This is a genomic window from Candidatus Neomarinimicrobiota bacterium (genome assembly GCA_021734025.1).
GTDB lineage: Bacteria > Fidelibacterota > JAANXI01 > JAANXI01 > JAANXI01 > JAANXI01.
The window spans coordinates 83,697-107,076 of the sequence record JAIPJS010000001.1 but is presented as its reverse complement, the minus strand read 5'-3'; the positions used below and the strand labels follow the sequence as shown (position 1 = coordinate 107,076).

At 48.2% G+C, this 23,380-nt stretch carries 20 protein-coding genes; 7 read left to right on the top strand and 13 right to left on the bottom strand.

The genetic code is table 11. The features are described 5' to 3' along the window. Positions 1-36: 36 nt before the first annotated feature. A complete protein-coding gene (locus K9N57_00415; GenBank protein ID MCF7802632.1) occupies positions 37-1,083 on the bottom strand; it encodes a LacI family transcriptional regulator in 1,047 nt (348 codons plus the stop codon). Between the two features lie 277 nt (positions 1,084-1,360). Between K9N57_00415 and K9N57_00410 the strand changes: the two genes are divergently transcribed. From K9N57_00410 to K9N57_00390, 5 genes are read left to right on the top strand one after another with little or no spacing between them, the layout of a single operon-like run. Further along, positions 1,361-1,867 (top strand): flavodoxin domain-containing protein, encoded by a 507-nt coding sequence (locus tag K9N57_00410; GenBank protein ID MCF7802631.1) that lies wholly within the window; start codon positions 1,361-1,363, stop codon positions 1,865-1,867. A 25-nt stretch (positions 1,868-1,892) separates the two neighbouring features. Continuing rightward, positions 1,893-2,894 (top strand): aldo/keto reductase, encoded by a 1,002-nt coding sequence (locus K9N57_00405; protein ID MCF7802630.1) that lies wholly within the window; start codon positions 1,893-1,895, stop codon positions 2,892-2,894. 36 nt (positions 2,895-2,930) lie between these two features. Then, entirely contained in the window at positions 2,931-4,031 is a 1,101-nt protein-coding gene (gene ugpC, locus K9N57_00400; protein ID MCF7802629.1) for a sn-glycerol-3-phosphate ABC transporter ATP-binding protein UgpC, read from the top strand. A 26-nt stretch (positions 4,032-4,057) separates the two neighbouring features. Beyond that, on the top strand, positions 4,058-5,041 hold the full coding sequence (gene ilvC, locus K9N57_00395) for a ketol-acid reductoisomerase (GenBank protein MCF7802628.1): 984 nt from the start codon (positions 4,058-4,060) through the stop codon (positions 5,039-5,041). 11 nt (positions 5,042-5,052) lie between these two features. Continuing rightward, positions 5,053-6,024: an aldo/keto reductase gene (locus K9N57_00390; protein MCF7802627.1), complete on the top strand. Its 972-nt coding sequence runs from the start codon at positions 5,053-5,055 to the stop codon at positions 6,022-6,024. A gap of 20 nt (positions 6,025-6,044) precedes the next feature. Here K9N57_00390 and K9N57_00385 read toward each other — a convergent pair whose 3' ends face one another. From K9N57_00385 to K9N57_00370, 4 genes are all read right to left on the bottom strand, one after another. Continuing rightward, positions 6,045-8,651: a hypothetical protein gene (locus K9N57_00385; GenBank protein MCF7802626.1), complete on the bottom strand. Its 2,607-nt coding sequence runs from the start codon at positions 8,649-8,651 to the stop codon at positions 6,045-6,047. A 191-nt stretch (positions 8,652-8,842) separates the two neighbouring features. Beyond that, entirely contained in the window at positions 8,843-9,712 is an 870-nt protein-coding gene (locus K9N57_00380; GenBank protein MCF7802625.1) for a sugar phosphate isomerase/epimerase, read from the bottom strand. Between the two features lie 22 nt (positions 9,713-9,734). Next, a complete protein-coding gene (locus tag K9N57_00375) occupies positions 9,735-10,490 on the bottom strand; it encodes a phytanoyl-CoA dioxygenase family protein (protein MCF7802624.1) in 756 nt (251 codons plus the stop codon). 60 nt (positions 10,491-10,550) lie between these two features. Next, the gene (locus K9N57_00370; GenBank protein MCF7802623.1) at positions 10,551-11,393 is read right to left on the bottom strand and encodes an AraC family transcriptional regulator; all 843 of its coding nucleotides are present in this window, start codon (positions 11,391-11,393) and stop codon (positions 10,551-10,553) included. A 147-nt stretch (positions 11,394-11,540) separates the two neighbouring features. Here K9N57_00370 and K9N57_00365 point away from each other — a divergent pair, with 147 nt between their 5' ends. Together K9N57_00365 and K9N57_00360 are read left to right on the top strand one after the other, a co-directional pair. Beyond that, the gene (locus tag K9N57_00365) at positions 11,541-13,793 is read left to right on the top strand and encodes a hypothetical protein (protein MCF7802622.1); all 2,253 of its coding nucleotides are present in this window, start codon (positions 11,541-11,543) and stop codon (positions 13,791-13,793) included. Further along, positions 13,790-14,710 carry a glycyl-radical enzyme activating protein gene (locus K9N57_00360; protein MCF7802621.1) on the top strand — a complete coding sequence of 307 codons (921 nt, stop codon included), beginning with the start codon at positions 13,790-13,792 and terminating at the stop codon, positions 14,708-14,710. The genes K9N57_00365 and K9N57_00360 overlap by 4 nt, the downstream gene beginning before the upstream one ends. Positions 14,711-15,111: 401 nt before the next feature. Here the strand turns inward: K9N57_00360 and K9N57_00355 are convergent, their stop codons facing one another. The 8 genes from K9N57_00355 to K9N57_00320 all read right to left on the bottom strand — a co-directional run bounded on the left by K9N57_00355 (position 15,112) and on the right by K9N57_00320 (position 23,353). After that, positions 15,112-17,589, bottom strand: coding sequence for a chitobiase/beta-hexosaminidase C-terminal domain-containing protein (locus K9N57_00355; GenBank protein MCF7802620.1), 2,478 nt, complete (start codon positions 17,587-17,589; stop codon positions 15,112-15,114). A 42-nt stretch (positions 17,590-17,631) separates the two neighbouring features. Next, positions 17,632-18,711, bottom strand: a complete 1,080-nt coding sequence (locus K9N57_00350) for a glycoside hydrolase family 43 protein (GenBank protein MCF7802619.1) — start codon at positions 18,709-18,711, stop codon at positions 17,632-17,634. A gap of 36 nt (positions 18,712-18,747) precedes the next feature. Beyond that, positions 18,748-19,740 (bottom strand): nucleoside hydrolase, encoded by a 993-nt coding sequence (locus tag K9N57_00345; GenBank protein ID MCF7802618.1) that lies wholly within the window; start codon positions 19,738-19,740, stop codon positions 18,748-18,750. Positions 19,741-19,834: 94 nt separating this feature from the next. Further along, positions 19,835-19,951, bottom strand: coding sequence for an MscL family protein (locus K9N57_00340; GenBank protein ID MCF7802617.1), 117 nt, complete (start codon positions 19,949-19,951; stop codon positions 19,835-19,837). After that, on the bottom strand, positions 19,951-20,205 hold the full coding sequence (gene mscL / locus K9N57_00335) for a large conductance mechanosensitive channel protein MscL (protein MCF7802616.1): 255 nt from the start codon (positions 20,203-20,205) through the stop codon (positions 19,951-19,953). Before mscL ends, K9N57_00340 begins: the two co-directional genes overlap by 1 nt. Positions 20,206-20,541: 336 nt before the next feature. Next, the gene (locus tag K9N57_00330) at positions 20,542-20,808 is read right to left on the bottom strand and encodes a hypothetical protein (GenBank protein ID MCF7802615.1); all 267 of its coding nucleotides are present in this window, start codon (positions 20,806-20,808) and stop codon (positions 20,542-20,544) included. Further along, complete coding sequence (locus K9N57_00325; protein MCF7802614.1) at positions 20,805-21,227, bottom strand: GAF domain-containing protein; 423 nt, start codon at positions 21,225-21,227, stop codon at positions 20,805-20,807. Before K9N57_00325 ends, K9N57_00330 begins: the two co-directional genes overlap by 4 nt. A gap of 26 nt (positions 21,228-21,253) precedes the next feature. Beyond that, positions 21,254-23,353 carry an AAA family ATPase gene (locus K9N57_00320; protein ID MCF7802613.1) on the bottom strand — a complete coding sequence of 700 codons (2,100 nt, stop codon included), beginning with the start codon at positions 23,351-23,353 and terminating at the stop codon, positions 21,254-21,256. Between the last annotated feature and the right edge of the window lie 27 nt (positions 23,354-23,380).

Genomic DNA, 23,380 nt, shown 5'->3' with positions numbered 1-23,380 from the left:
TCGCTAAAAAGGCTCAGCCGCGGATGGGTATGTTTCCTACCCCGCAGGCTTTTCTATTGTCTTAATTTCTTTTATGTATCTGACCGAATTTCTCTGAATCAATTCCGGCTTGAGCACTATCCGTGATTTTTTCGCAGCCCCATTTTGGTCTATATCCTCCAGAAGCAGTTTAACCGCCATCTCCCCCATCAGGTCTTTTGGCTGAGCGATCGCGGTGAGTGGCGCTGCAAGGAACGCACCAAAATCGACGTCATCAAAGGAAACAATCGAAATGTGATCCGGAATTGATAACCCTTCCTCATAGACGGCGTGGAACACGCCAAGTGTAATTAAATCGCTGGTAGCAAAGATTGCAGAGGGTGGATCATCCAGGTTTAATAATAGTTTTGTCTCGAGATACCCGCTTTTTTGCCCAAAACTTTTTCCCACAATAAGTGAAGTGGATATAGGAATGCCGTAGTCATTTAAGGCTTGTTTATAGCCAGCAACACGAGAATTATTCGTTGAGGTGTTCCTGAGTCCCTGGATAATTGAAATTCGGGAATGGCCGTTTTTAATAAGGTGCTCAGTAGCCATATAGGCACCTTTAAAATTATTGACCACAACGGAATTGGTATTTAGATCGTCGAAACAGCGATCAAGCAGTACCAGGGGAGTATTCTCGGAGAGCAATTCCTTGATATGGGCTGATTCCAATCCCACAGGCATTATAACAAAGCCGTCCACCCCTTTACTCCTCAACAGTTTGATCTGCTCAATTTCCGTCTCGATATTTTCGTCAGTATTCGCTACGAGGGTACTATATCCGTTCTCATAGGCCTGGACCTGAATCGACCTGGAGATATTTGCAAAAAATGGATTCGAAATGTCGGGTACAATCAGACCGATGGTATGAGTCTTCTGAAGGCGGAGCCCCCGCGCCAATTCGTTTGGCCGGTAATTCAGTCTCTCAGCCGCCGCGATAACCTTTTGCTGTGTATCCGCGCTAATACGATGTTTTTCACTTTTCCCGTTTAATACCCGCGACACGGTTGATACGGATACGCCAGCGATTTCCGAAATGTCAGTAAGTGTTACCGCCATATGAAGGAGCTCTTGCCTTTTTCAGTGTTCATCAGATAAATAAATCCAAGTCAATCAGAATTGTGCTGTTGGGAAGGAATTATTTGCACAATCGTTTGCATTAAAGATAATCGATCACTATAATTATTGTCAAGAAGAAATTAATATTTTATTGCTAACCTGCTTTTGATGAATATAGCAACATTAATTGCAAACTATATATCCCGTATATATAAATAATTATTAGTGTTAGCGATATGAGTCTTATTTTAATTAATAATTGCTGGAGATGGCAGGAATGTCGAATGTATTAGTATTATTTGATTCTCATACGGGCAACACCGAAAAAATGGCTTATTTCGTCCATAAAGGTGTACAAACGATTGCGGAAATCAGCTCCAAAATCAAATCTGTACACGAAGTAATCCCCGACGATGTCTTGTGGTGTGACGGCCTTGCCGTCGGTTCTCCGACGAATATGGGATTACTCTCCTGGGAAATGAAGAAATTCTGGGATGAGGATATGCAGGAACACTGGGGGAAAATCGATGGGAAAATTGGCTGTGCCTTTTCCTCATCCGGCGGCTGGGGTGGCGGCAATGAACTCACTTGTATGTCTATTCTGACTGTGCTTATGAACTTCGGATTTCTTGTCTTTGGCGTTACGGACTATGTCGCGCAACAATTTACGCTCCACTATGGCGCGGTCAATGCAGGAGCACCGCGGACAGAAAAGGCTGAAAAAGCCTGTGTAAAATTAGGTGAAATGCTTGCTATGCATGTGAAAAACAGAGGAAATCAATAACTGACTAACCGGGAGTATTATCACAATGCAATACCGGCGATTTGAATCACTGGACTGGAAAACATCGGAAATCGGATTTGGCGCATGGGCGATTGGTGGTGATGCGTGGGGTGAACAGGATGACTCAGAAAGTCTGAAGGCCCTGAATAAGGCTTTGGATTTGGGAGTCAACTTCATTGATACCGCCCAGGCCTATGGCAACGGACATAGTGAGGAACTTATCGGAAAGGTGTTACGGAACCGTGGCCAGACTGTTGGCGGGGGCTCCGTAAAAGTCGCAACGAAAATCCCTCCGAAACCCGGCCATTGGCCCCCCTTCCCCGACGACAATTGGCAGGATCGGTTTCCGGAAGATTATTTAAGGGAGCGCGTTGAGTTTAGCCTGAAAAAACTGGGCGCCGAAACATTGGATATTGTTCAACTGCACAGTTGGACCCGTGCCTGGAATGCGGATCCTGTTCCGCTACACATATTGAATGAACTAAAAGAAGAGGGAAAAATCTCAGGTGTTGGTATTTCCACTCCTGAACACGACCAAAATTCTGTAATCCGCCCGATGCGGGAAGACCTGTTGGATTCGGTGCAACTCATTTATAATATCTTTGAACAGGAACCGCAGGCCGAACTCCTCCCGGCTGCCCAGGAAAATGGAGTCGGTGTTATCGTCAGGGTGGTGTTTGACGAGGGCTCGCTCACGGGGAAATTCACGAAGGATACCACTTTTCCGGATGGTGATTTTCGAAATCGGTATTTTAGCGGGGACAGACTCGAACGAACTGTTGAGCGAGTGAACAAGATCCAGCAAGTGCTCGCGGAATATTCTGATGAGGCAGATCTCGATATGCCGACACTTGCCATTCGGTTTGCCTTGCGTCATCCAGCCGTTTCTGTGGTGATTCCGGGTATTCGGAATGAATGGCAGGCGAAAATGAATTGTCAGGCCTCTGATGCTGATGATATTCCTGAGGACTTATACAATGAACTTAAGCTGCACAATTGGCGTAAAGCGTTTTGGTATGGTGGTTAATTAGTAAATATTATCTCAATAAGGAGAAGATGGCTCATGGGCTCTGTCACAATTGAAAATGTTACCAAAATCTATGATGAAGATGTGGTGGCGATCGATAATGCGTCGCTGGAAATCGAGGATAAAGACTTTTTAGTCCTGGTTGGGCCTTCGGGATGCGGAAAGTCTACCCTGCTCCGGATGATAGCCGGCCTCGAAAATATAACCAAGGGTTCTATCTACATTGATGAAGAACGGATAAACAATGTCGCCCCAAAGAACCGGGATATTGCGATGGTCTTCCAAAATTATGCGCTCTATCCTCATATGACGGTCTATGACAATATGGGATTCGGCCTGAAACTCCGCAAATTCGATAAAGAAACTATCGAAAAACGGGTCAGGGAAACCGCTGAAATCCTTGAAATCGAACCGTTACTGGATCGGCGACCAAAAGCACTTTCCGGGGGGCAGCGGCAGCGGGTTGCGCTGGGACGCGCCATCGTACGGGACCCGAAGGTCTTCCTGTTTGATGAACCGCTGTCAAACCTCGATGCCAAACTGAGAGTCCAGATGCGCATTGAGATTAAGCGGCTATACAATGAGTTAAACACGACCATGATTTACGTCACCCATGATCAGGTGGAAGCGATGACCATGGGGAACAAAATCGCTGTCCTTCGGGATGGGCGGATTCAACAGGTGGATTCCCCGCTCAACCTCTACAACGACCCGCAAAATAAGTTTGTAGCCGATTTTATCGGGAGTCCCTCTATGAATTTTATCGAGGGTACCATAGAATTAAATGGTTCCTTAGAATTCAGGTCTCCCCTGATAACCTTTCCAATTCCGGATTCAATTGGCAGGGACCTAGAATCGCATAAGGATTCAACAGTTATTTTGGGAGTCCGGCCTGAAGACATGTATGATACAGTACATCCACGATCGAAAAATTTGACTCAGGCCCAGGAAGTCCCGATTGATGTGGTGGAACCCATGGGGAATGAAATCTATCTCTATTTTGGCGGCAAGGAACACAGCTATTGTATGCGTACGCCAGCAGATCGGCAGTATCAGTCGCAAGATACATTATCGCTGGGACTGGACTTCGACAAACTCTACTTTTTTGATTCCGATTCGGAAGAACGCCTCCATTAAACGCCCTCAATCGCATAGGAAGAGTTATGGCAACCATTTACTATGATAAAGATGTCAGTCTTGATCCCATCACTGGAAAGACCATTGCAATAATAGGATACGGCAACCAGGGACGCGCACAAGCCCTCAATTTGCAGGACAGCGGCCTGGAGGTTATCATCGGGAATATTGAGGATGACTTTGCCCGGGCTGCAGCAGAGGACGGGTTTTCTGTATTTGATATCGCCTCAGCCGCGAAACGGGCTGATATCCTTTCAATCACTGTTCCGGATGAGATTCAGCCGGACGTCTTTCAACAGAGCATCATACCGCAATTACGACCAAATCAGGTCGTGAATTTTTCCCATGGATACAATATTCGCTACGGGAAACTGGATCTTCCGGAAAGTGTTGATATTACCCTCGTTGCCCCACGAATGATAGGTGTAGGGGTGCGGGAAACATTTCAGGAAGGAAGTGGTGCCCCGGCGTTTATTGCGGTTGAACAGGACTTTTCGGGGCAGGCCTGGGAGGTCACGTTGGCTCTGGCTAAAGGAATTGGAGCAACGCAGGCCGGGGCCCTCAAATCGACCTTTGCGGAGGAGACTGAACTGGATCTGTTCTCTGAACAGGCAGTCTGGCCCGCCTTTATCAGGATATTGACACTCTCCTACGAATTGCTCAGCAGCAAAGGCTATCAGCCTGAAGCGATCTTAACCGAATTGTACGCCTCGGGCGAAGCGGCCCGGGTATTCCGGAAGATGGCGGATGTCGGCCTGTTTCAGCAGATGAATTTTCATTCTCAAACCAGCCAGTACGGTACACTCACCCGATCGGATCGGGTGATACCTGATGAGTTCATGGAGGTACTGAAGGAATCCCTCACCGAAATCCGGGATGATAGCTTTGCGAAAGAGTGGGAACACGAAAAAGATTCCGGTTATCCCCGGTTCAAAAAGCTGAAAGAACAAGCCTTTCAGCACGAGATAAACTCCATTGAAGAAGCGCTTCACAATCAATTAGAGGAATAACAGGCGGAATTATGGAGTATACGTATTTAGGACGTTCAGGGTTGCAGATCAGCCGACTCGCGCTTGGGACGATGAATCTCGGTGATTATACCTCTAAAACCGAGAGTATCGCAATTATGGATAATGCGTTCGGTTCGGGCATTAATTTCATTGATACTGCTAATCGATACGGGAATCCCAAGGGTGATGGTATCACCGAAACAATCATCGGAGACTGGCTGTCTGAGAATCCGGGAAAGCGGGAGAAAATTGTGCTGGCAACGAAGCTGCACAACCCCATGGGTGATGGCCCGAACGATCGCGGGCTTTCGGCCTATCACATTAAAAAGGCCTGCGAAGACAGCCTGCGCCGGCTGCAGACCGATCACATTGATCTATATCAAATGCATCACGTCGATCGGAATACGCCGTGGGAGGAGATCTGGCAGGCCATGGAACAATTGGTGCGGGAAGGCAAGGTGTTGTATGTCGGCAGTAGCAACTTTGGCGCCTGGCACATTGTGAAGGCGCAGGAACGAGCAATGGCCAGAAATTTCATGGGCCTGGTTTCAGAACAAAGCCTGTATAACCTCACCACCAGAACTATCGAACTTGAACTGCTGCCTGCATGTCAGGAGTACGGGATAGGTGTGCTCCCCTGGAGTCCGCGGGGCGGCGGCGTACTGGCAGGAGTATTGAAAAAATTAGACGAAGGTCGCCGCACGGAAGACTGGATCAACGAATATGTGGAAAATCATCGCTCTCAGTTACAAGCCTATGAAGATCTTTGCGATGAATTGGGTGAACACCCGGCAGATGTTTCGATAGCCTGGTTATTGCATCAGTCTGGCGTCACTGCACCAATTATTGGCCCCCGAACCGTGGAACAATTGGCCGCGAGCGTAAAAGCCCTTGAAATTCACCTCGATGATGAGGTTTTAACCCGGTTAGATTCGATTTTTCCCGGTCCGGGCGGTGAAGCGCCCGAGGCGTATGCCTGGTAAGCTTTAAGTTTACTGGATTCTTAGGACGATTCGGGATTTTCCCTTCGTTCACTTGATTTCGATGGAATATATTCTCCATACAGTTCCTCCATACAGTCCGGGCAAATCCCGTGACTAAATTGAGCTGAAGAATGCTCGGAAATATACCCTTCCAGCTGGTTCCAATATCCCTTGTCATCCCTGATTTTCTTACACGAAGCACAAATAGGTAGCAGCCCGCTGAGTTCCTTGACTTCAGCGATAGCAGCGGCAACTCTCCGTTCCAGTTCTCGTTCTCTGCGTTCCAGCTGCCATATTCTTCCGTAAAAAATAAGTCCCAGCAGCCCGATGATCCCAACCCCCACTGCAAATTTGAACCAGAGAGTCTGATAATACTTCGGCAATACTCTCACACGCACCTGGTCACCGATGCTGTTCAATCCCCCGCTTCCCGTATGGGCGATGACACTGAATGTATAATCGCCGGGAGGCAGATTCGTATAATACGCTTCCCGCCGGGCGCCGGCGTCCTTCCAGTCTGAATCAAACCCCTCAAGCTGATAATGAAAGGTGATTTCGTTCGGGCTGATATAACTCAATGCGGTATATCGAATTTCAAATTCGTTGTATTGAGGTTGGATCACGATTAACGAATCTGCGTTGCAGAGGCTATCGCCAACGACGGCGCTCTCAATTTTTACCGGAGGTGCATTGCGGTCTGGTGCAACCTCTGCGGGATCGATCCTAACAACACCACTCATAGTCGGGAAGTAAAGAAAACCTTCTTCCGATTTCCAGACAGAAGGGCTTCCGTAATTGCACTCTTCCGTTTTCATTCCCTCTGCAGCCCCGAAATGGAGAATGCCTTTTGTTGTGTTTTTTTCCGTGTGATGAATTGCCGCCCCATCTTGTTGCATCCGAAAAATCCCCTGGGGAGTGCTAAACCACATATTCCTGACATTATCTTCGACGATCCCATAGATGGGGATATTCAATGGTTCAGGATTGGCGAAATCCTTCACGACCTTACCGTTGTCCACCTGTGCCACCCCATTATTTGTCCCGACCCAGAGTACACCCGATTGCCCCTGATAAATAGTCCAAACAATGTCGCTTGGAAGCCCGTCTTCCACGGTTAACTCATGAAAAATATCCGAATATTCATCATACCAGGCAATTCCGTTATCCCTGGTCGTCACCCATAGGGTCCCATCCTTGTCCCGGATAATCTTTGAAATAAACTCTCCATGCAAACCCGTATCAGGGTAATACCGGACGTTCTCCCCGTCCGGCTCCCGTGAGAACAGACCAGCGCCCCCTGTTCCAATCCAAAGTTTCCCGTCATCATCCTGGTGTAACGCCCAAATCGTATTGGGGCCGACTCCCTCTCCGATTGAAATATGCCGCACCTCGCCGTCCTGAACCATGTTAAGTCCCGCTCCATCCGTACCCAACCATAGCACCCCACTGTGACCTTCCTCAATTGCAAAGATAATATTGTTCGATAACTCGTCCGCAAACCGGACTTGTTGAATGGCGCCGTCCTGCAAATTATATACGCCGCCACTCACGGTCCCCACCAGTAAACCACCGGTCTGCAGCCCGTGCACAGTATACACCAAATCATGGAACAGCCCTTCCTGGTTTGCAAAGGTAGTGACAAGGCCGTCGCGAAACCGGTTCAGACCGCCGCCCTTGGTCCCCGCCCATATATTCCCCTCCCTATCCTGATGTAAGGAGGTAATGAGAGCACTATGCAGTCCATCCACCGTCCGGAAGGTGGAATAGCCTCTGTTTTCTATCCGGAAAAGGCCGTCTCCTTCAGTTCCTACCCACAACTCCCCGTTTTGGGTTCGAAGTATCGACCATCCTATAAACTCAGATAATCCAAGTTTCTGATTGATATCCGAAAAAACCCCATCTGCGTATTCAAACACTCCCATTTCGGTGCCAAACCATAGGTTTCCCAGAGAATCCCCGGTGATATCAAAAATATATCCGGCCCCGAACCCCAATGAAGTGTTGAACCGTATCTCTGGATCATCCATGGTGATTCGGGTCAATCCGTCCCCGTCGGTTCCGACCCAAATTTTCCCGGATTTATCCTCATATACAGACCAAATATAATTGCCGGACAACCCGTCATTCGCAGTATAGGTCGTGAAATCCCCATTTTTATAATGGGAAACTCCACCACCGGACGTTCCGATCCAGAGCGATCGATCCCGCGCCTGATAAATTTCCCAGATACCGTTATCGGCTAATCCGTCCTTCACAGTAAACACCCTGAATTGTCCATCATTATAGCGGATCAGGCCGCCCTGGCTAGTGCCGGCCCAAAATCCGCCGCGAACATCCGGGCAAATCGTCCAGATATAATCATCAGTCAGCCCGGGAATATCGTTTTTTGTAAATTGTTGGAATTTGACACCATCAAACCTGATTAAACCGGCCCGGGATCCCAGCCAAATATACCCGTCGTTCGTCTGGGTAATTGCGGTAATCGTGTTTTGAGGCAGGCCGTCCCGTGTCAACCAACTTTGATGGACGAATTGCGAGAGATTTTTCTGGAATTTTTCCTGTCCGGAAGCGAGCACGCTTGCTCCGATCACCAGTAATCCGACCGTTAGTATTCGGATCCGGCTCATGAATATTTTTTTGTGTGGTTGGGATGCATGATAGATTTGGATTAGTTGTCCCTATTTTATAAAAACTTGTATCTGTTTCCAACAACTTGCAGGATTAACAGTCGGTTCTCAGGCATCCTTCCGGGATTCGAAGTACTTGCCCCGCACCTCGTCAATGGTTTTATTAGCCCTGGCGTGGAGTATATGAAAGCCTATACCGATTTGGTATTCCGGCGCTTAAATCGCAATCCTTCTTTTTCCGCCAGATAGTGCAGCCGTGTAAAGTTAAGCACGTACTCCTGTTCTTCGGACATGTGCTCGCAAAAGCACGGCGTATATTCCGGCAGCTCTGACAGCTGGTTCAAAAGCGACTGAATATCCAATACGCCGTCGCCGATATCCACTTCGTCATATTTGAGGAACATGTACTCGTGATCCATTCGGATGTCTTTTATATGGGCGGCCGTAATATCTTCAGCCAGAAGATCGAAAGTATTCTCGATAAGTTCGGTGGTCCGAAAATACGTAGCCTGCGACACCATATTCATCTGGTCCAGGTGTAATCCAAAAGATGGATGATCTACGGAATCGATAAATTCCCTGATAGGCTCGGGCTGGTAAAAAAACGAATTGTGAAACGGCTCAATACTGTATGTTGTATTTTGCAGATTTAATCCGTCTAAGATCCGCAATACAACTTCTCTGAAATCCGCCCGGAATTCAGGTGTGTAATTGGCAGGATCGGGGGCAAGCATGTGTCCGGAGGAATGCCGGCTTCCAGCCAGCGACACCACTGTTTTGCAGCCCATCAGATCAGCTCTTTGTAAGAGCGTTCTGATCTCATCGATACGCCGGCTTTGCAGTTCAGAGTCAGTGACCATCAAATTCTCCCAATAGCCCGCTTCACCGACAACAATATCCAGTGAATTTGCCACCTCCCCAAACTCCGAACTCTCCTCATCGGACATCTCTGCCAGATTCCACGGAGCCTGGATCGCCGACAAGCCGTAACAATCGAGTTTTTCGGTAACCGTTCTGAGCTCTTCGATTGAATTTGCTACAAAATGCCCTCCGAGACGCATAACTTGCCTCCTGCCTTTTTATTTACCGTACCCGTTTTCCGTTCTCCAGAAACGGTTCAGCGATCCCTTTCACTGATCCATCCGGCTCATAGATAGTTTCCGGCGCCCACTGGACAGCATAGGCACGACGGGGCTTATCCGTTTTGTTCGGCCCGGAGCGATGAAAACTGGTACTTGAGAACACAGCAATAGAACCAGCAGGTACGTTCACCTCTTCTCCCGGATCGTCACCGGAATAGCCGACGCGATCGTCCGAACCCTCAACCTTTCTGTGTTCAACTTTTTCCGACGTGCCTGCCCGCGAATACGGGATGATATGAATGGTACCATTCTCATCCGAAACATCGTCGAGCGGTATCCAGGCGTTCACGTACTTTTTGTGGGGCGTATCCACATAGCCCGAATCCTGATGCCAGGTGAATTCCGCGCCCTGTTTTTTAGTACCTTTCACCACAAATTGCTCCCAGAACAGATTTGCGGTGTCGCCGATGGTTGCCTTGCAGATCTCCTCCATGAGATCGCTGAATACGAAGTCACCCAGCTCCGGATGGTCCTGGTATGCCAGAAACACGAAATACCGACTATCTTTTCTGCTCAACTCTAGTTCATCCGTCCCCAACTCCTCCATTTTTTCATCCTGCTCTGCAACCAGCTCGTCCGCCTTCTGCTGCAAGAACCTTAGATCCTCCTGGGGAATTACATCCCTGAGAATGAAATACCCCTCCTCCTGGTACTGCTGTTTTAGCTCATCGGAAATGGCAATTGATGTATTTGACATCGTTTTTACTCCATCGTTTGTTGTTAGCGGTTGTTACTTTTCAAGAACAATTTCAATGACCTATGGTATCGCCGATTTGTGATGGCCCTTCCGGAAATCGCCCGGGGACATCTGGTATTCGTTTTTAAACAAATGATAAAAGTGGCTCAGATTGTTAAACCCACAATCCATGGCTATTTCTGTAATAGATTCGGTCGAAAACGACAGTTTATTCGCAGCATAATTCAACCTGAGATTGTTGATGTATTGAGTCGGGGTTACTCCAAAAAATTTCCGGAATACCCGGGCAAGATGCTCAGGCGTGTGCGGAGACATCTCATACAGCGCATCGATCCCCCGGATAAAATTTTCCTTCTCACTCAATTTGCTGATGAGTCGCTCAAGCCACTCAGGGATATTCGCGTGCTCTTCTTCGGACTCCTGCTGAAAATATTCTACAAAAATATCCACCAGTAATGCCCGGAAATATCCTTTGATTTTAGAGGTACGCTCACGGCTAAGAGTGTTGAGGTTTTCCAGTTTTCTGGTGAGCACTTCCTTTTCCACATCTTCAAGAGAGACACAATAGGGAAATTTACTTTCCATCAAATTGGCTTTATCAACCGATTCGCCCAGAAAATCGAACAATTGCCCCTGCACTTCTTTTGAAAAGGCGAGATTAATCAGCTCACACTGCCTTCCGTTTTCCGGGGAATAGTAATGCATATCTTCCGGGCGGATGAAGACCAGATCCCCTTCCTCCAACTGCCGTTCTTCCGAATTTATCATATGTTTCACCCCACCACGGGTGATAAGAAATACCTCATAAAAGTCATGGGTGTGCGGGACGGTGATCTCCTGTAGCGACCTGTGAAACGCGTAATGAAAATCCCGATCCAGGTCGAATATTTCCTCTTGTTTCATACGAATTATCTGAGGATTTGATAACGTAGCCATAACCTAATATCAATATATTACAATTAAATTATCATCATAGAACAAGATTCCATCGCCTCAATATGTTATAATTAAGGCAAATATAAGTCAAACGGTTTTTTGGAGATATCAAATATGTTGAACTTAAAGGAAATAGCGATTGAGCGCGGCGTTTCGATTGAACAACAATTTACTGATACGTATAAGCAGCACATGGATTCCCATAAATCCATCCGGGAAGCCAAGTGTCTCGAGGTATTATTCCCCGCGTCATTGGGTGATATTCAGGAGGGAGACCTATTCGCCGGACGCATAGAGCCTCCCCTGATAGGATTCAGTCCCGACGAGTGGGGACAAACCGCATTCGGCTATTACTGTGAAAAGGATGCAATCAAAGAGTTATTAAACGGCGACTCGATATCTGCTCAGGATAAAGAGACCCTAAGCGAACTCTTGGAATTCTGGAAGACCGAAAATACCTCGACCAAACTACGGAACCGCTATCCGGACAAGATGAGCGAGTACCTCCCCTCCGATAACTGGATGGGCGATTCCGGCATCGCGTTTCCCCTCTATCGGTTGACCGGCGGCAATATTAATTATCGGAAACTCCTCTCTCTCGGTATCCCAGGGATGATGGAGGAAATCCAGCGACAAAAGGCTTCCGCAAACGGCGATCCCGAATTTTACGATGGCGCCAGGATCGTCATGGAGGCCTTCATCAACTCGGCCCACTGGTATGCTGAACAGGCACGGTCCAAGGCAGACAAAACTTCGGATGATCAACGGGCAGCTGATCTCCGGGACATGGCTCAGGCGCTTGAGAATATCACCCAGCGGACTCCCGAAACGTTCAGAGAAGCCATACAACTTTTCTGGCTCTACTCCACCATTTCCGACGTCAGGAACCATGGCCGAATGGACGTGTATCTCGGAGATTTTCTTGCGAATGATCTTAATCAGGGACGGTTAACTGACGCGGAAGCACTGCGACTGTTACAGTCTCTCTGGCAGCTTATGGCAGACAAGGATACGGTCGTTCACAACCGGGTCATCATTGGAGGAAAAGGCAGACCAAATGAAGAAAACGCAGACCGGTTTGCACTATTGGCGATGGAAGCCACCCGAACGGTGCTGGAAGCGGAGCCACAGCTCTCGCTCAGATTTTACGATGGGCAAAACCCCGAACTCATGGAAAAAGCACTGGACGTAATCGCCGAGGGACGCACATTTCCGATGCTGTATAACGATGACGTAAACATCCCTTCGGTACAAAAGGCATTCGGTTTTTCGGAAGACCTCGCCGAACAGTATGTGCCCTACGGGTGTGGCGAATATATCATCGACCACAAAAGCTTCGGGACGCCGAGCGGTGTGATTAACCTGCTCAAGGCGCTGGAGGTCACCCTCCACAACGGCTGGGATCCGTATGACGAACGGAAGATGGGCCTATCACTCGGCACGTTCGAGGAGTTCAGGACCTTTGAAGATCTCTGGGATGCTTACAAAGAACAGGTCGAGCATTCCGTGGAAATTATGGCGGATCAGGAATCTCTGGAATATGAGGTGGCAGGCGAAGAGGCTTCCTATCTCTACATGAGCCTCCTGTATGACGGATGCCTGGAGCGCGGCAAAGGGATGTTTTCCGGCGGCATCGATTACCTAGGCGGGACGCTGGAGACCTACGGCAACACCAATATTGCGGACAGCCTGACGGCGATCAAACAGCTGGTGTATGAAGATGAGCGGATGTCAAAGTCCGAACTATTAGAGGCGCTTGACTCCAATTTTGAAAGATACGAAGACGTCCGGCGGCTTCTCCGGAACGCGCCGAAATACGGCAATGACGATCCGGTGGCCGATGAGATGTATCTTCGTGTACACAATCATGTCTGTAATTACGTCCGCAAGCAGAAGGACCGCACCGACCTTCACTCTTATCTGGTGGTAAACATCAATAACAGCGCCAATACCCTTATGGGACGGCAAACCTCCGCTTCCGCTGATGGCCGGCTGGCAGGCACATCCATGGCAAACGGCAATAATCCCACCAGTGGATACGACGAAAATGGGATCACTGCATTTCTTAATTCCATAGCCAAACCCGCCACGGATATCCATGCAGGCGCTGTACAGAATATGAAATTCGGTCCTGAGATGTTCACCAAGCACCGGGAGAAATTGGAATCCCTGCTCGAGACGCATTTTGACAACGGCGCTCAACAAGCCATGATTTCCGTCGTTGATAAGAACATACTGGAGCAGGCTTTGAATGAACCTGAAAAATATCGCCATGTGTTTGTCCGTGTCGGTGGGTTCAGTGCAAGATTTGTAGACCTGGACCGCGATGTCCAGCAGGAAATCCTGGAGAGGACGCTGTATCAATGACCAATGGCAGTAAAACCACGGGTACCGTTTTCGATATCCAGCGGGGCGCCGTCACCGACGGCCCGGGTATCCGGACTACTGTCTTCCTGAAGGGGTGTCCCCTCCGCTGTACCTGGTGCCATAATCCCGAGTCCCAACCGATAAAGCCGCAACTCCGGTTTTACGCCGACAAATGCCAGAACTGTTTCGAGTGTGTTTCAGCCTGTCCCACTGGGACTCATATCGATAGTAATGGTAAGCATTCGGTCCGATTTGACCGGTGTGACCTTACCGGGAATTGCGTTACTGCCTGCCCCAACGAGGCGCTGGAAATTGTGGGGCAGAGCATGACAGTGGACGATGTTATGCAGGTTGTGAGGCGTGACATCGCCTATTACAGAAATTCAGGCGGTGGACTGACCCTCTCCGGCGGCGAACCGATGCTGCAGTTTGAATTTGCGAAAGCGCTGTTCTCTGCTGCAAAGCAGGAAGGTATCCACACGACGCTTGATACCAGCGGATACGCCTCCTGCAGACATTTTCAGGAGATACTCCCTATCACTGACCTGTTTCTCTTCGATTACAAGGCCACGGAACCCGAACTGCATGAACGGACCACCGGCGTTTCGAATCAACTCATTTTTGAGAACCTCGACTTTCTCTACCAACAAAAAGCGAATATCCTGCTGCGCTGCCCTATGATACCGACCGTCAATGATACCGAAGAACATCTCCGGGCAATTGCTGCTCTCCAAGAAAAATACCCGAACCTTGCGGGTATCGAGATTATGCCCTACCACAACATGGGACGGAAAAAAGGGCAGGAAGTCGGTCTTGAACGGGATAAACTTCAGGTAGGGACAACTCCCGGCGAAACAAAATCCAGATGGAGAAAACAACTGGAAGAATTCGGTTTAGCGGAAGTAATGATGAATTAAGGTTCTCCTAAATTGTATTTTCGATGCTGGTATTTTCAAGAATTTTAACGGAAACAGGTACCCTCCCTCCTAAGGAAAACCCTGCGACTTTTTTCTCCTGTTTTTCTCGGCCTTGCCATGCGGTTCTTAGAACTGCTGCCGAATTGACGTCACGAAAACCAGCTGTCTGACCGACACCCTGGTTTTAAGGGTGGAGGGAGTTCTGGTTTTCGTAGGCTGTTCGGTGTAGGAGTTCTTGAACCGGATGGCATCGCCGGATTTTTGCACACTTTTTTTAAAAAAGTGTGAGAGAAAGGAGTCTTAAGTGCATAAAAATTTACGATTAGATGTTTGGGAGTTTACGGCTGAAAGCCTGCGAACGCTGGCTTTCAGCCGGTACTACTCGAAAGGATTTTGACACCTTATTTCCCTGAATGAAAGAAAAATTCCTGAGGAACAATCTGCTTCTCAAATCCCGGGCCGCTCCACCGGACTACCAATCCATGGCCGAGCACCGTTTCAAAGTACTCGATTTTCAGGGGATGAAATCCTTCTTCCAGCGCGATCTGTCCGCTCCGTGCACGCATTCCGTGGACGCCGTCGTTCCGGACGACTTCTTCTTCCCCGATAATTAGTTTGCTGCCGTCATCAGAAGTCAACTCAAACGTGTATACCCCGGACTGCTCGATCTTCAGATAACCTCCGAAGGTAAACCCAAAGTGATCCTCGCTTCTGGTGAGCGAAATGTCCGGCGTGGGTGTAGTTCCTGTTTCTATTGAATGCAGCTGCGAAAAGTCGGGTAAACTGTCCCACTCACCTTCATAGTGGGTAAACCGGAGTCTTGGCTCGGGCTTTTGCAGCGACTCAGATTTCCTGAGCGAAGTCTCCTGAAACTTGGCAGCGTATATCCTGCTTCGCTTGTCCACCTCACCGAAGGAGGCCGCTTTTAAGGTTGTCTCTTCCGTGATAAGGACTGGAGACGTATACCTGGTCGATTGGATCGTCGGTTCACCTCCGTCAAGGGTATACCGTATGACTTCACCCTTGCGGTTATGCAGTTTCACTCGCAGAGAATCCAGGAACAGCGATCCGTCCGGATCGATGACCGGCGGAGAAACCATAGTATCCCTGTGGTAGGCTGCGAGCTCTTCCGATGGTAATTTTTGTACTTTTCTGTCATAGGTCAGAAGGCCGTTGACCTCGGTTTCCACGTCGGTTGTTTGAGTATAGACCGCGGCACTCAGGCCCGGGTTCTTTTCAAGCGGCCACAGCGCGTCAAAGAGCTGCTCGTACCGTTTTACGAACTGCTGCTTGTCCTGAAAGTCCTCATATCCCCAGTTTTCACTGCTCCAGGTATGGCCATCGATGAACAGTCCTAATCCCCCGAACTCACCGAGCACGCTCGCCCGGCGTTCTTCAGGCGCAGGGGCATCCGGACCGGGATAGATATGCCAATCGATGACATCCCCCACTCCCTTGTCCGTGTATCCGCTGGCGTTATTCACCAGCCGCGTAGGATCTAACTCCTGCACCATCTTGGTAAGCTTTTCCGTATTGTGTTGTCCCCACCCTTCGTTGAAGACGACCCACATGACAATCGAAGGATGATTCGAGAGAGTCTGCACCATCTGGCGGAGTTCGTATTCGAACTGCTGATCGGCTTCATCCGACCGGAACTGCTCGTAAGTGTTCGGATTGGGACTTGGCATATCCTGCCACACGAGCACGCCGAGTCTGTCGCACCAGTAGTACCACCGGGCAGGCTCCACCTTCACGTGCTTGCGAATCATATTAAAGCCGAATTCCTTTGCCTTTTCAATATCGAACCGCAGCGCCTCATCCGTGGGTGCCGTATACAATCCGTCCGGCCAGTATCCCTGATCCAGCGGGCCCATCTGGAAGACGTACTCACCGTTCAGCAGCATACGTGTGATACCGTCTTCATCTGTGCCTAAACTAATCTCCCGCATACCGAAATAACTAGTGACCTCGTCCATCGGTTTACCGGTGTCATCAAGTAACTCAATTTTCAAATCATACAAGAACGGGTCCTCCGGTTCCCAGAGATGGGGCTGCGGAATCGGAATTTCCACCAGTTCACCTGGTGCCCCATCGGCTTCGGCAATCGTTTTCTCGTTTTCAACCACATTAATGCGGATTTGAAAAGACGGACTGCGTTTGTTAGTCGCTACCCTGATTTTTACCATTTCCCTGTCGATATCACTGCTGATGTTAATGTCATCGATATAAACATCGGGAACCGGCTCCAGCCAGACAGTCTGCCAGATTCCAGTTACGGAGGTGTACCAGATTCCGCTGGGATCCAGCACCTGCTTCCCCACCGGATTCGCGCTCTGGTCCGACGGGTCGAAAACACCGACAATTATTTCCAGGGATCCGGATTCTGTATTAGCATCGGTAATATCTATGGTAAAAGGATCGTATCCCCCCTGGTGCTCGCCAACTTTGTTCCCATTCACATAGACGACTGTTTGCCAATCCACGGCGCCGAAGTGGAGCAGAAGGCGCTGGCCATTCCATTCCTCCGGGAATGAAAAAGTCCGGCGATACCAGAGATATTCAGTGGAATCCTTAACTCCTGATAACGCTGATTCTACGGCAAAAGGCACAAGGATGTGTCCGGACAATTCCTGTCCGAACGGCGGGTTTTTCAGATTATCTGCGAAGGAATACTCCCACAGACCATTCAAATTTTTCCATTCTGAGCGTCGCATCTGGGGGCGCGGATACTCCGGTAAAACATTGTCAGGGGTTACCTCCGCCGCCCAGGGTGTCATCACCGGGACATCTTTCGGTGCCCATTGCCCTGCCAACGATTGGTTCATAACCATTAGAATAATAGCCAGGCTAAAGAGAATGATCTTCGAAGGTATGTGCATATCAGTTCCATAGTTAAAAAGTTAAGTGGATATGAGAGTTGTTCACTGTTCTCCGGACGGTACCGATAGAGAATCGCCCGGCGCCACCGGCGTACCAAATTCGGGCGTGCCGTCAGCATTCCAGGTAAACGGCTGCATCCGGACATCCCGATCCCAGCCCGGTGTCGTTTCCTTTTTGGAATGGTAGATAATCCAGTCCTCCGTCCCGTCCGGGGACTTGACATACGAGGCATGTCCAACGCCATACACGTCTTCCGTCCCCTGAAAGACCGGCTCGGACGCTTTCGTCCAGTGTGCGGGATTCAGTGGATTTCCGCCATTGTCCAGCCGTAACATACCCAGTTTATATGTGGTTTGCCACGACCCGCTGCAGGAATAAATTACGAAGACATGTTCCCCGTTTTTCAATACCTGCGGCGCCTCGTTCAGTCCGCGTTGTCCCGGATCTTCCCCGACCCGTTCCCAGATATAATCATCATTGTCTGCGAGCCGCACCCGGTTTCCTGAGATTGTCCACGGGTTGCTCATCGGGGCAATATACAGATACTGGTTGTCATGAGTTGATTCCCAGCCCGACCAGATAAAATACAGTTGCCCATCGAACTCCAGCACCGTACCGTCGATGGCCCACCGGTTCAGGGAATCGGATTCGATGTAGTCGCCGGTATACAGCATCCCCTTGTCATTGTAATCCCCCTGGGGATCCTGGCTTGTGCTTTCCAGGACTCCCATCCGGTGGTCGCGGTTGGCCCCGGAATCGGCGGCATAATAGATGTACCACTTGTCTTCCAGAAAATGTAACTCCGGCGCCCAGATTTCGTCGGTATTCCAGCCGGTGTCCGGCGGAGTCCAGACAATACGCCTTGCGCCCCGCTCCGTCATTTTCCCGGATTTCCAGACCGCTATCCCATCCCGGCCCAGGGATTCGATGTAATAATAGGAGTCGGCGTGTTTTACCATAAAAGGATCGGCGCCATCCCAAAGCGGATTGGTGAACTTCTTAACTGTGCCAGAAGTATCTTGTCCTGATTCTTCTGCCGGTATGACTTTGACATCACAGCTTATTAGCAGGAGCGCTATTAATCCGACCACAACGTTAAACCGGGAAGATATAATTTTCATGTACTCGACCGCGCTAAGAAATAATTCAAATTCATGTTAAAAATCTCCGAGCATAAAATATTCAATTTTCCTCGCAATCTTCTCTTCATCCATTGTCAATTGAAGGTACGAATGTTTGGACTGTACCCCCTCAATCCACGTGTTTCCGCCGTTGTTATCCGGGACACAGACGCCATTTGATATTCTATCCCAATAGGTTCCAACACCATTTCTGACCGCATATAAAACGGCCGTTTGGTCATACGTCGCATTATCCAGGATTTTGCCAGTGAAATTTTCTCTGTCCCAGTGAGCATGTTCGCTGAAATGTCGATAGCCTTTAGTGAGCGGGTTCTCCGGATCGATGGTGTTCAACACCTTCCCTGTTTTGATAGCCATGCCCACTTCGTAGCCGGTAAAAGTAATAGGGACAGTTAATTGAGAAATAACAAACTTCGTGACCCCAGGCATATCCCCTGAAAAGTTCCACTCCCAATCGCCCTGGGGAAATTTGCCGCCCATGATGACAAACTCTTTAACTTTCTTCTCGATCAATTCCTTCCCGCTTAAAGTAGAAATTGTATCACCTTCGGATTTGAGCAAATCAGCAATATTCTTCAGCGGACCGACTGTCACAATAGTGACGCTGGAGTCAGGGTTCTCTGATAATAACTCCCGGTACAGTGTCGTGGCATCGGGGACATCCTCGTAATTGCATTTGTATGGAAAATTATCAGTAATCGGTTTACTGTAATTCCAATCATCAAAACGGAGTGAATCCTTTCTCGTGCCAATAGGAATATCCGGATGTCCGTAGAATTGATTGACCGCATCGATGGCCGGAACAGTATATTTATCCATGGACCAGCTCATAATACCGAGTAGGTAGCATTCTCCCTGATCGACAAAGTGGTGCAACATGACCAACGCCCCCAGGTCATCGGCATCTCCGCCGAAATCGGTATCGAATATTATTTTCGGTTGTGAATGCACGGAATGTGTTAAAAATACAGTCACGATGACAAAAAGAAGTAATCTTGTAATCTTCAATTAGAACCTGCTATCAAATTTCCGCAAACAGAACAGGTAATATACTGCAGTTATGAGGACACTCAAAGCAGAGAACTGCCTGATTTCGGGTTGGTCAATTCTCCCGGGCATGAATTATTCGATTCTTAACTTTCACCACTATAAATATGGAGAAGGCAATAATAATAAAATGCACGACAGTTGTCAGAAATTGATCATATCGGATCGACACTAGGGGGACATTTCACCGGTGGCGCTGTCAGCGGATTCCCGAAAGACAATAGCCAGGTCGGCAAATTCCACCCCACCAAGCAAATACCCAATCGGCGGCATAATAATATCGGTGACGAGCGAATTCACAATTCGATTGAATGCCGTCCCCAGGATGATCCCGACTGCCATATCCACTGCATTTCCCTTGATGGAAAATTCTTTAAATTCCTGCCAAAATCCCATATGCAATTCCGCGGTTTCTTGATCATTCACAGTCCTTGCCCATCCTGAGTAACTCAGGAAAATAATTGGGCTCTGGTAGGGAAATCCACTGAAGCGAATGATAAGTCTGTTGACTCTTACGATGTTAGACGGATTTCACTGGAGGGACTTTTCTTGGAGGGTGTGTGAGTATGCCAAGTCAATGAATATTTTTATAATAACCCCGGAAACCTTGTATCACAGAAAACACTGTAACCCATAGATATTGTTGTATGTAGAGGCGTTTAATGGAGCGGCTCTACTTCGTTGGTAATATTGATGTTAGCGCCGATAAAGACCATTCATTTGATCCAATTCATGAATAATCCAGACTATATTTTTTTGGGATTATTTGTAAACCAAAAGTTCCTTGCAGTTCGGGCAAACGGTATGAGAAAATACAATGTCCGGATGGTGTACAAAATATTCCTCTACCAAATGCCAGTAACCATCGTCGTCTCTGATATTTTTACATTGGACGCAAATCGGAATTAATCCTTGTAACTTATGTATTTCCTCTATATGACGGTCGAGCTCCTTTTTATGTTTTTGTAGTTTCTTAGCCATCTCCAGCAATTGTAACTGCTGCTCAATTTGTGTCTTCAGTTTTATCATAAACTGCTCATAAAGGGCAGAGTAATCATTTTTTTATTATCCAGGACACAAATAGTACCGAAGACCTCCCCATTTGGAAGAAAGATAGGATATCCCAAATACGAAATCATATTGAGCCGGATGTCAGGATTACTCTCCCATTTCGGATCACTCAACGCATCAGGGACCAAAAGTTTTTCTCTCGAATTAATAACGGTTTCGCAATACAGTCCCGAGCCGTTCCAAATCTCGGATTCACCGGGAGTATAGGGATTCCCCGGAGTTTGGCTCGCAACGAATACTTCGAGTTCCTCGCTGGAAACCCGCATGATCAGTCCGGCAGGGACTTCAATAATTTCCGCCATGATATTTACGATTTCCTGCCATTCCTCAACCAGGCTCTGCGGAATTTGAAGTGCCTTATTGATCAGGTTTTTCAATTTTTTATCCTTACACAATAATGTGGTTAGTGATCCACTGGTACGATTCCTCTGGCCGGATCAATTTCGAAGGATTGGGGGGTGGAGTCAGCCTTGATATCACGAGCCTTCGTAATCTGAAATTGTCGCTTGGCGTTTGCAGTAACCTCACCGGTTGCATACAAATCAATTACAATATCATACCCGTTTAACAGCGCCAGCGATTCTTCTCCCGCGTTGCGTTGGTAGAGATGTGTATCTAAAACAGTTACCTGGGGATGTCGCAGCATTCGGTTTTTTTGATGTATGAGTTCCACAAACCCCTCTAGATTGTTTCGAACTGAAAGCGGAGTAATTGAATCGAAAACCACCCGGATCGGGGTTTGCATTTGGGAAACACAACTGAAAATATAATATTTCAACACTTCGGGATCCGACAGGTTTAACTGAGGATTATTTCCGGAATAGGCATCCAACAACTTCAATTGTCCGGAATGTAGATATGGTTCCACATCCACACCTACCGTAGATAGCCGCCGAACCGTATCCTGCTCTGGAGCATCTGCGGTGATTAATAATACGGATTCCTGATTTTGTAATCCCTCCGCCACAAAATTCATGGCCATGGTTGATTTTCCCATGCCGGCTTCCCCCCGAATCAGCCATGCCGAATTATAACGCAGGGGGTTCTCGATTCTGGATTGAAGCGGTGTGAACGTAAAAGTGGTCCCCTCAGAGTCTGGGGTCTCCATCCATCCGGAGGTATAGAAGACTTCAATTCCATTCTCTCCGATGATCATGCGGTGCATCCCTTTGACGTGATTTATGCGGCGCATTTTGTACACTTCCAAATACCGACAGCGGTTATTGTGCTCCAAATTGCTCCGGAGAACAATTGTCCCATCTGCAACGGTTTCCTCCACTCCAGCTCGCGATAATTGAGTCGTAGCGTGTGCCGGGATATCAGAAATTAATAACCCTGTCACATCATGGTGTTGAAGCAACGAACGAATTTGGTACATTTTTTCCCGGATAATCGCAGGCTCCTCCACGCGATGTAAATAGACAGAAAATGAATCCATGATGAGCCATTGCGGTTGATAACGTTCAATCTCCTGTTCCAATCTGGAAATCACCTCCTCGATCCTGATAGCCGTCTGGGGAATATAAAAAAAATGGCCCCTGTCTTCTGCAATGGCCTGTTCAAACGACCAACCAAAATGGGTTGCCGTTCTCAATAAGGCCCGCCGAGATTCCTCAAAAGAGTAATACAGACCGGTGTCTCCCCGCTGTAATGCATTATGGAGTATTTGCAATGCCAGGGTTGTTTTCCCGGTCCCGGATACTCCCGAAATCAGTAGAGTCTGACCGGACGCCAATCCCCCATCCACCAATTCGTCAAACGCCGTAATTCCAGTTGAGCGGATTTGCTCTTCTGCTTTGTCCTCACTGTCCGCCACCGTTGTTAAATATTGAATCTGTATTCCATCGGTATCAATATAAAATGGGAGAGGGGCAGTCACTGGATTTTGCCCCCGCAGTTTTCTGACCTGGAGCAACCGCTGGGGTTCTCCAGCCACCTGTCTCATCTCCAACAAGATAATTCCATCAGCGACGGCAAATTCAGCTCCCTGGCTAATTTCGCTGATATCATATTCCCCCACCAGAAAAGTGGTACATTGTTGTCCGTAGAGCCGAACTGCAACCTGATACACAAATTGCCGGAACTCATCAACTTGTCCCCCGATATCCCGAATGGCCTTGAAGGAGTCGATCACCAAGATATCCGGGCGGTATTGCTGGACTATTTCGAGTATTTTGTCGGAAATCTCACCAAATTTCTTCTCACGGATAGTCGGTCCGATATCATCCAATTGAAAACGGGTTTGAAAGAGGTCGCTCTGGAAAAACGAAAAATCCCGCATATACCGGATAATTTTTGCTGGGGGTTCTGACAGAGTCGTGAGATATAAGACCTTCGACTGTGGCTGTCTTTTCAAATGATGAAATAGCAAATGATGGGCAAAAATAGATTTTCCTGCGCCAGGGTGGCCAGCAAGGATATTCAGCGATTGTTTCGGAATGCCTCCCCCGAGGATTGCATCCAATTTGGGACTAAAGGTAGTATGCACATTGTGTTTATCCATTGTGTCATTTCCTTCCGTTTCTCTGAA

Excerpts from the sequence above, each read along its gene's own strand:
- K9N57_00350 (MCF7802619.1), bottom strand. The coding sequence starts at position 18,711 with ATGAAAATTATATCTTCCCGGTTTAACGTTGTGGTCGGATTAATAGCG.
- K9N57_00375 (MCF7802624.1), bottom strand. The coding sequence starts at position 10,490 with ATGTCAAATACATCAATTGCCATTTCCGATGAGCTAAAACAGCAGTAC.
- K9N57_00390 (MCF7802627.1), top strand. The coding sequence starts at position 5,053 with ATGGAGTATACGTATTTAGGACGTTCAGGGTTGCAGATCAGCCGACTC.
- K9N57_00360 (MCF7802621.1), top strand. The coding sequence starts at position 13,790 with ATGACCAATGGCAGTAAAACCACGGGTACCGTTTTCGATATCCAGCGG.
- K9N57_00415 (MCF7802632.1), bottom strand. The coding sequence starts at position 1,083 with ATGGCGGTAACACTTACTGACATTTCGGAAATCGCTGGCGTATCCGTA.
- ugpC (MCF7802629.1), top strand. The coding sequence starts at position 2,931 with ATGGGCTCTGTCACAATTGAAAATGTTACCAAAATCTATGATGAAGAT.
- K9N57_00410 (MCF7802631.1), top strand. The coding sequence starts at position 1,361 with ATGTCGAATGTATTAGTATTATTTGATTCTCATACGGGCAACACCGAA.
- K9N57_00385 (MCF7802626.1), bottom strand. The coding sequence starts at position 8,651 with ATGAGCCGGATCCGAATACTAACGGTCGGATTACTGGTGATCGGAGCA.
- K9N57_00355 (MCF7802620.1), bottom strand. The coding sequence starts at position 17,589 with ATGCACATACCTTCGAAGATCATTCTCTTTAGCCTGGCTATTATTCTA.
- K9N57_00380 (MCF7802625.1), bottom strand. The coding sequence starts at position 9,712 with ATGCGTCTCGGAGGGCATTTTGTAGCAAATTCAATCGAAGAGCTCAGA.
- K9N57_00405 (MCF7802630.1), top strand. The coding sequence starts at position 1,893 with ATGCAATACCGGCGATTTGAATCACTGGACTGGAAAACATCGGAAATC.
- K9N57_00320 (MCF7802613.1), bottom strand. The coding sequence starts at position 23,353 with ATGGATAAACACAATGTGCATACTACCTTTAGTCCCAAATTGGATGCA.
- K9N57_00330 (MCF7802615.1), bottom strand. The coding sequence starts at position 20,808 with ATGATAAAACTGAAGACACAAATTGAGCAGCAGTTACAATTGCTGGAG.
- K9N57_00365 (MCF7802622.1), top strand. The coding sequence starts at position 11,541 with ATGTTGAACTTAAAGGAAATAGCGATTGAGCGCGGCGTTTCGATTGAA.
- K9N57_00370 (MCF7802623.1), bottom strand. The coding sequence starts at position 11,393 with ATGAAACAAGAGGAAATATTCGACCTGGATCGGGATTTTCATTACGCG.
- ilvC (MCF7802628.1), top strand. The coding sequence starts at position 4,058 with ATGGCAACCATTTACTATGATAAAGATGTCAGTCTTGATCCCATCACT.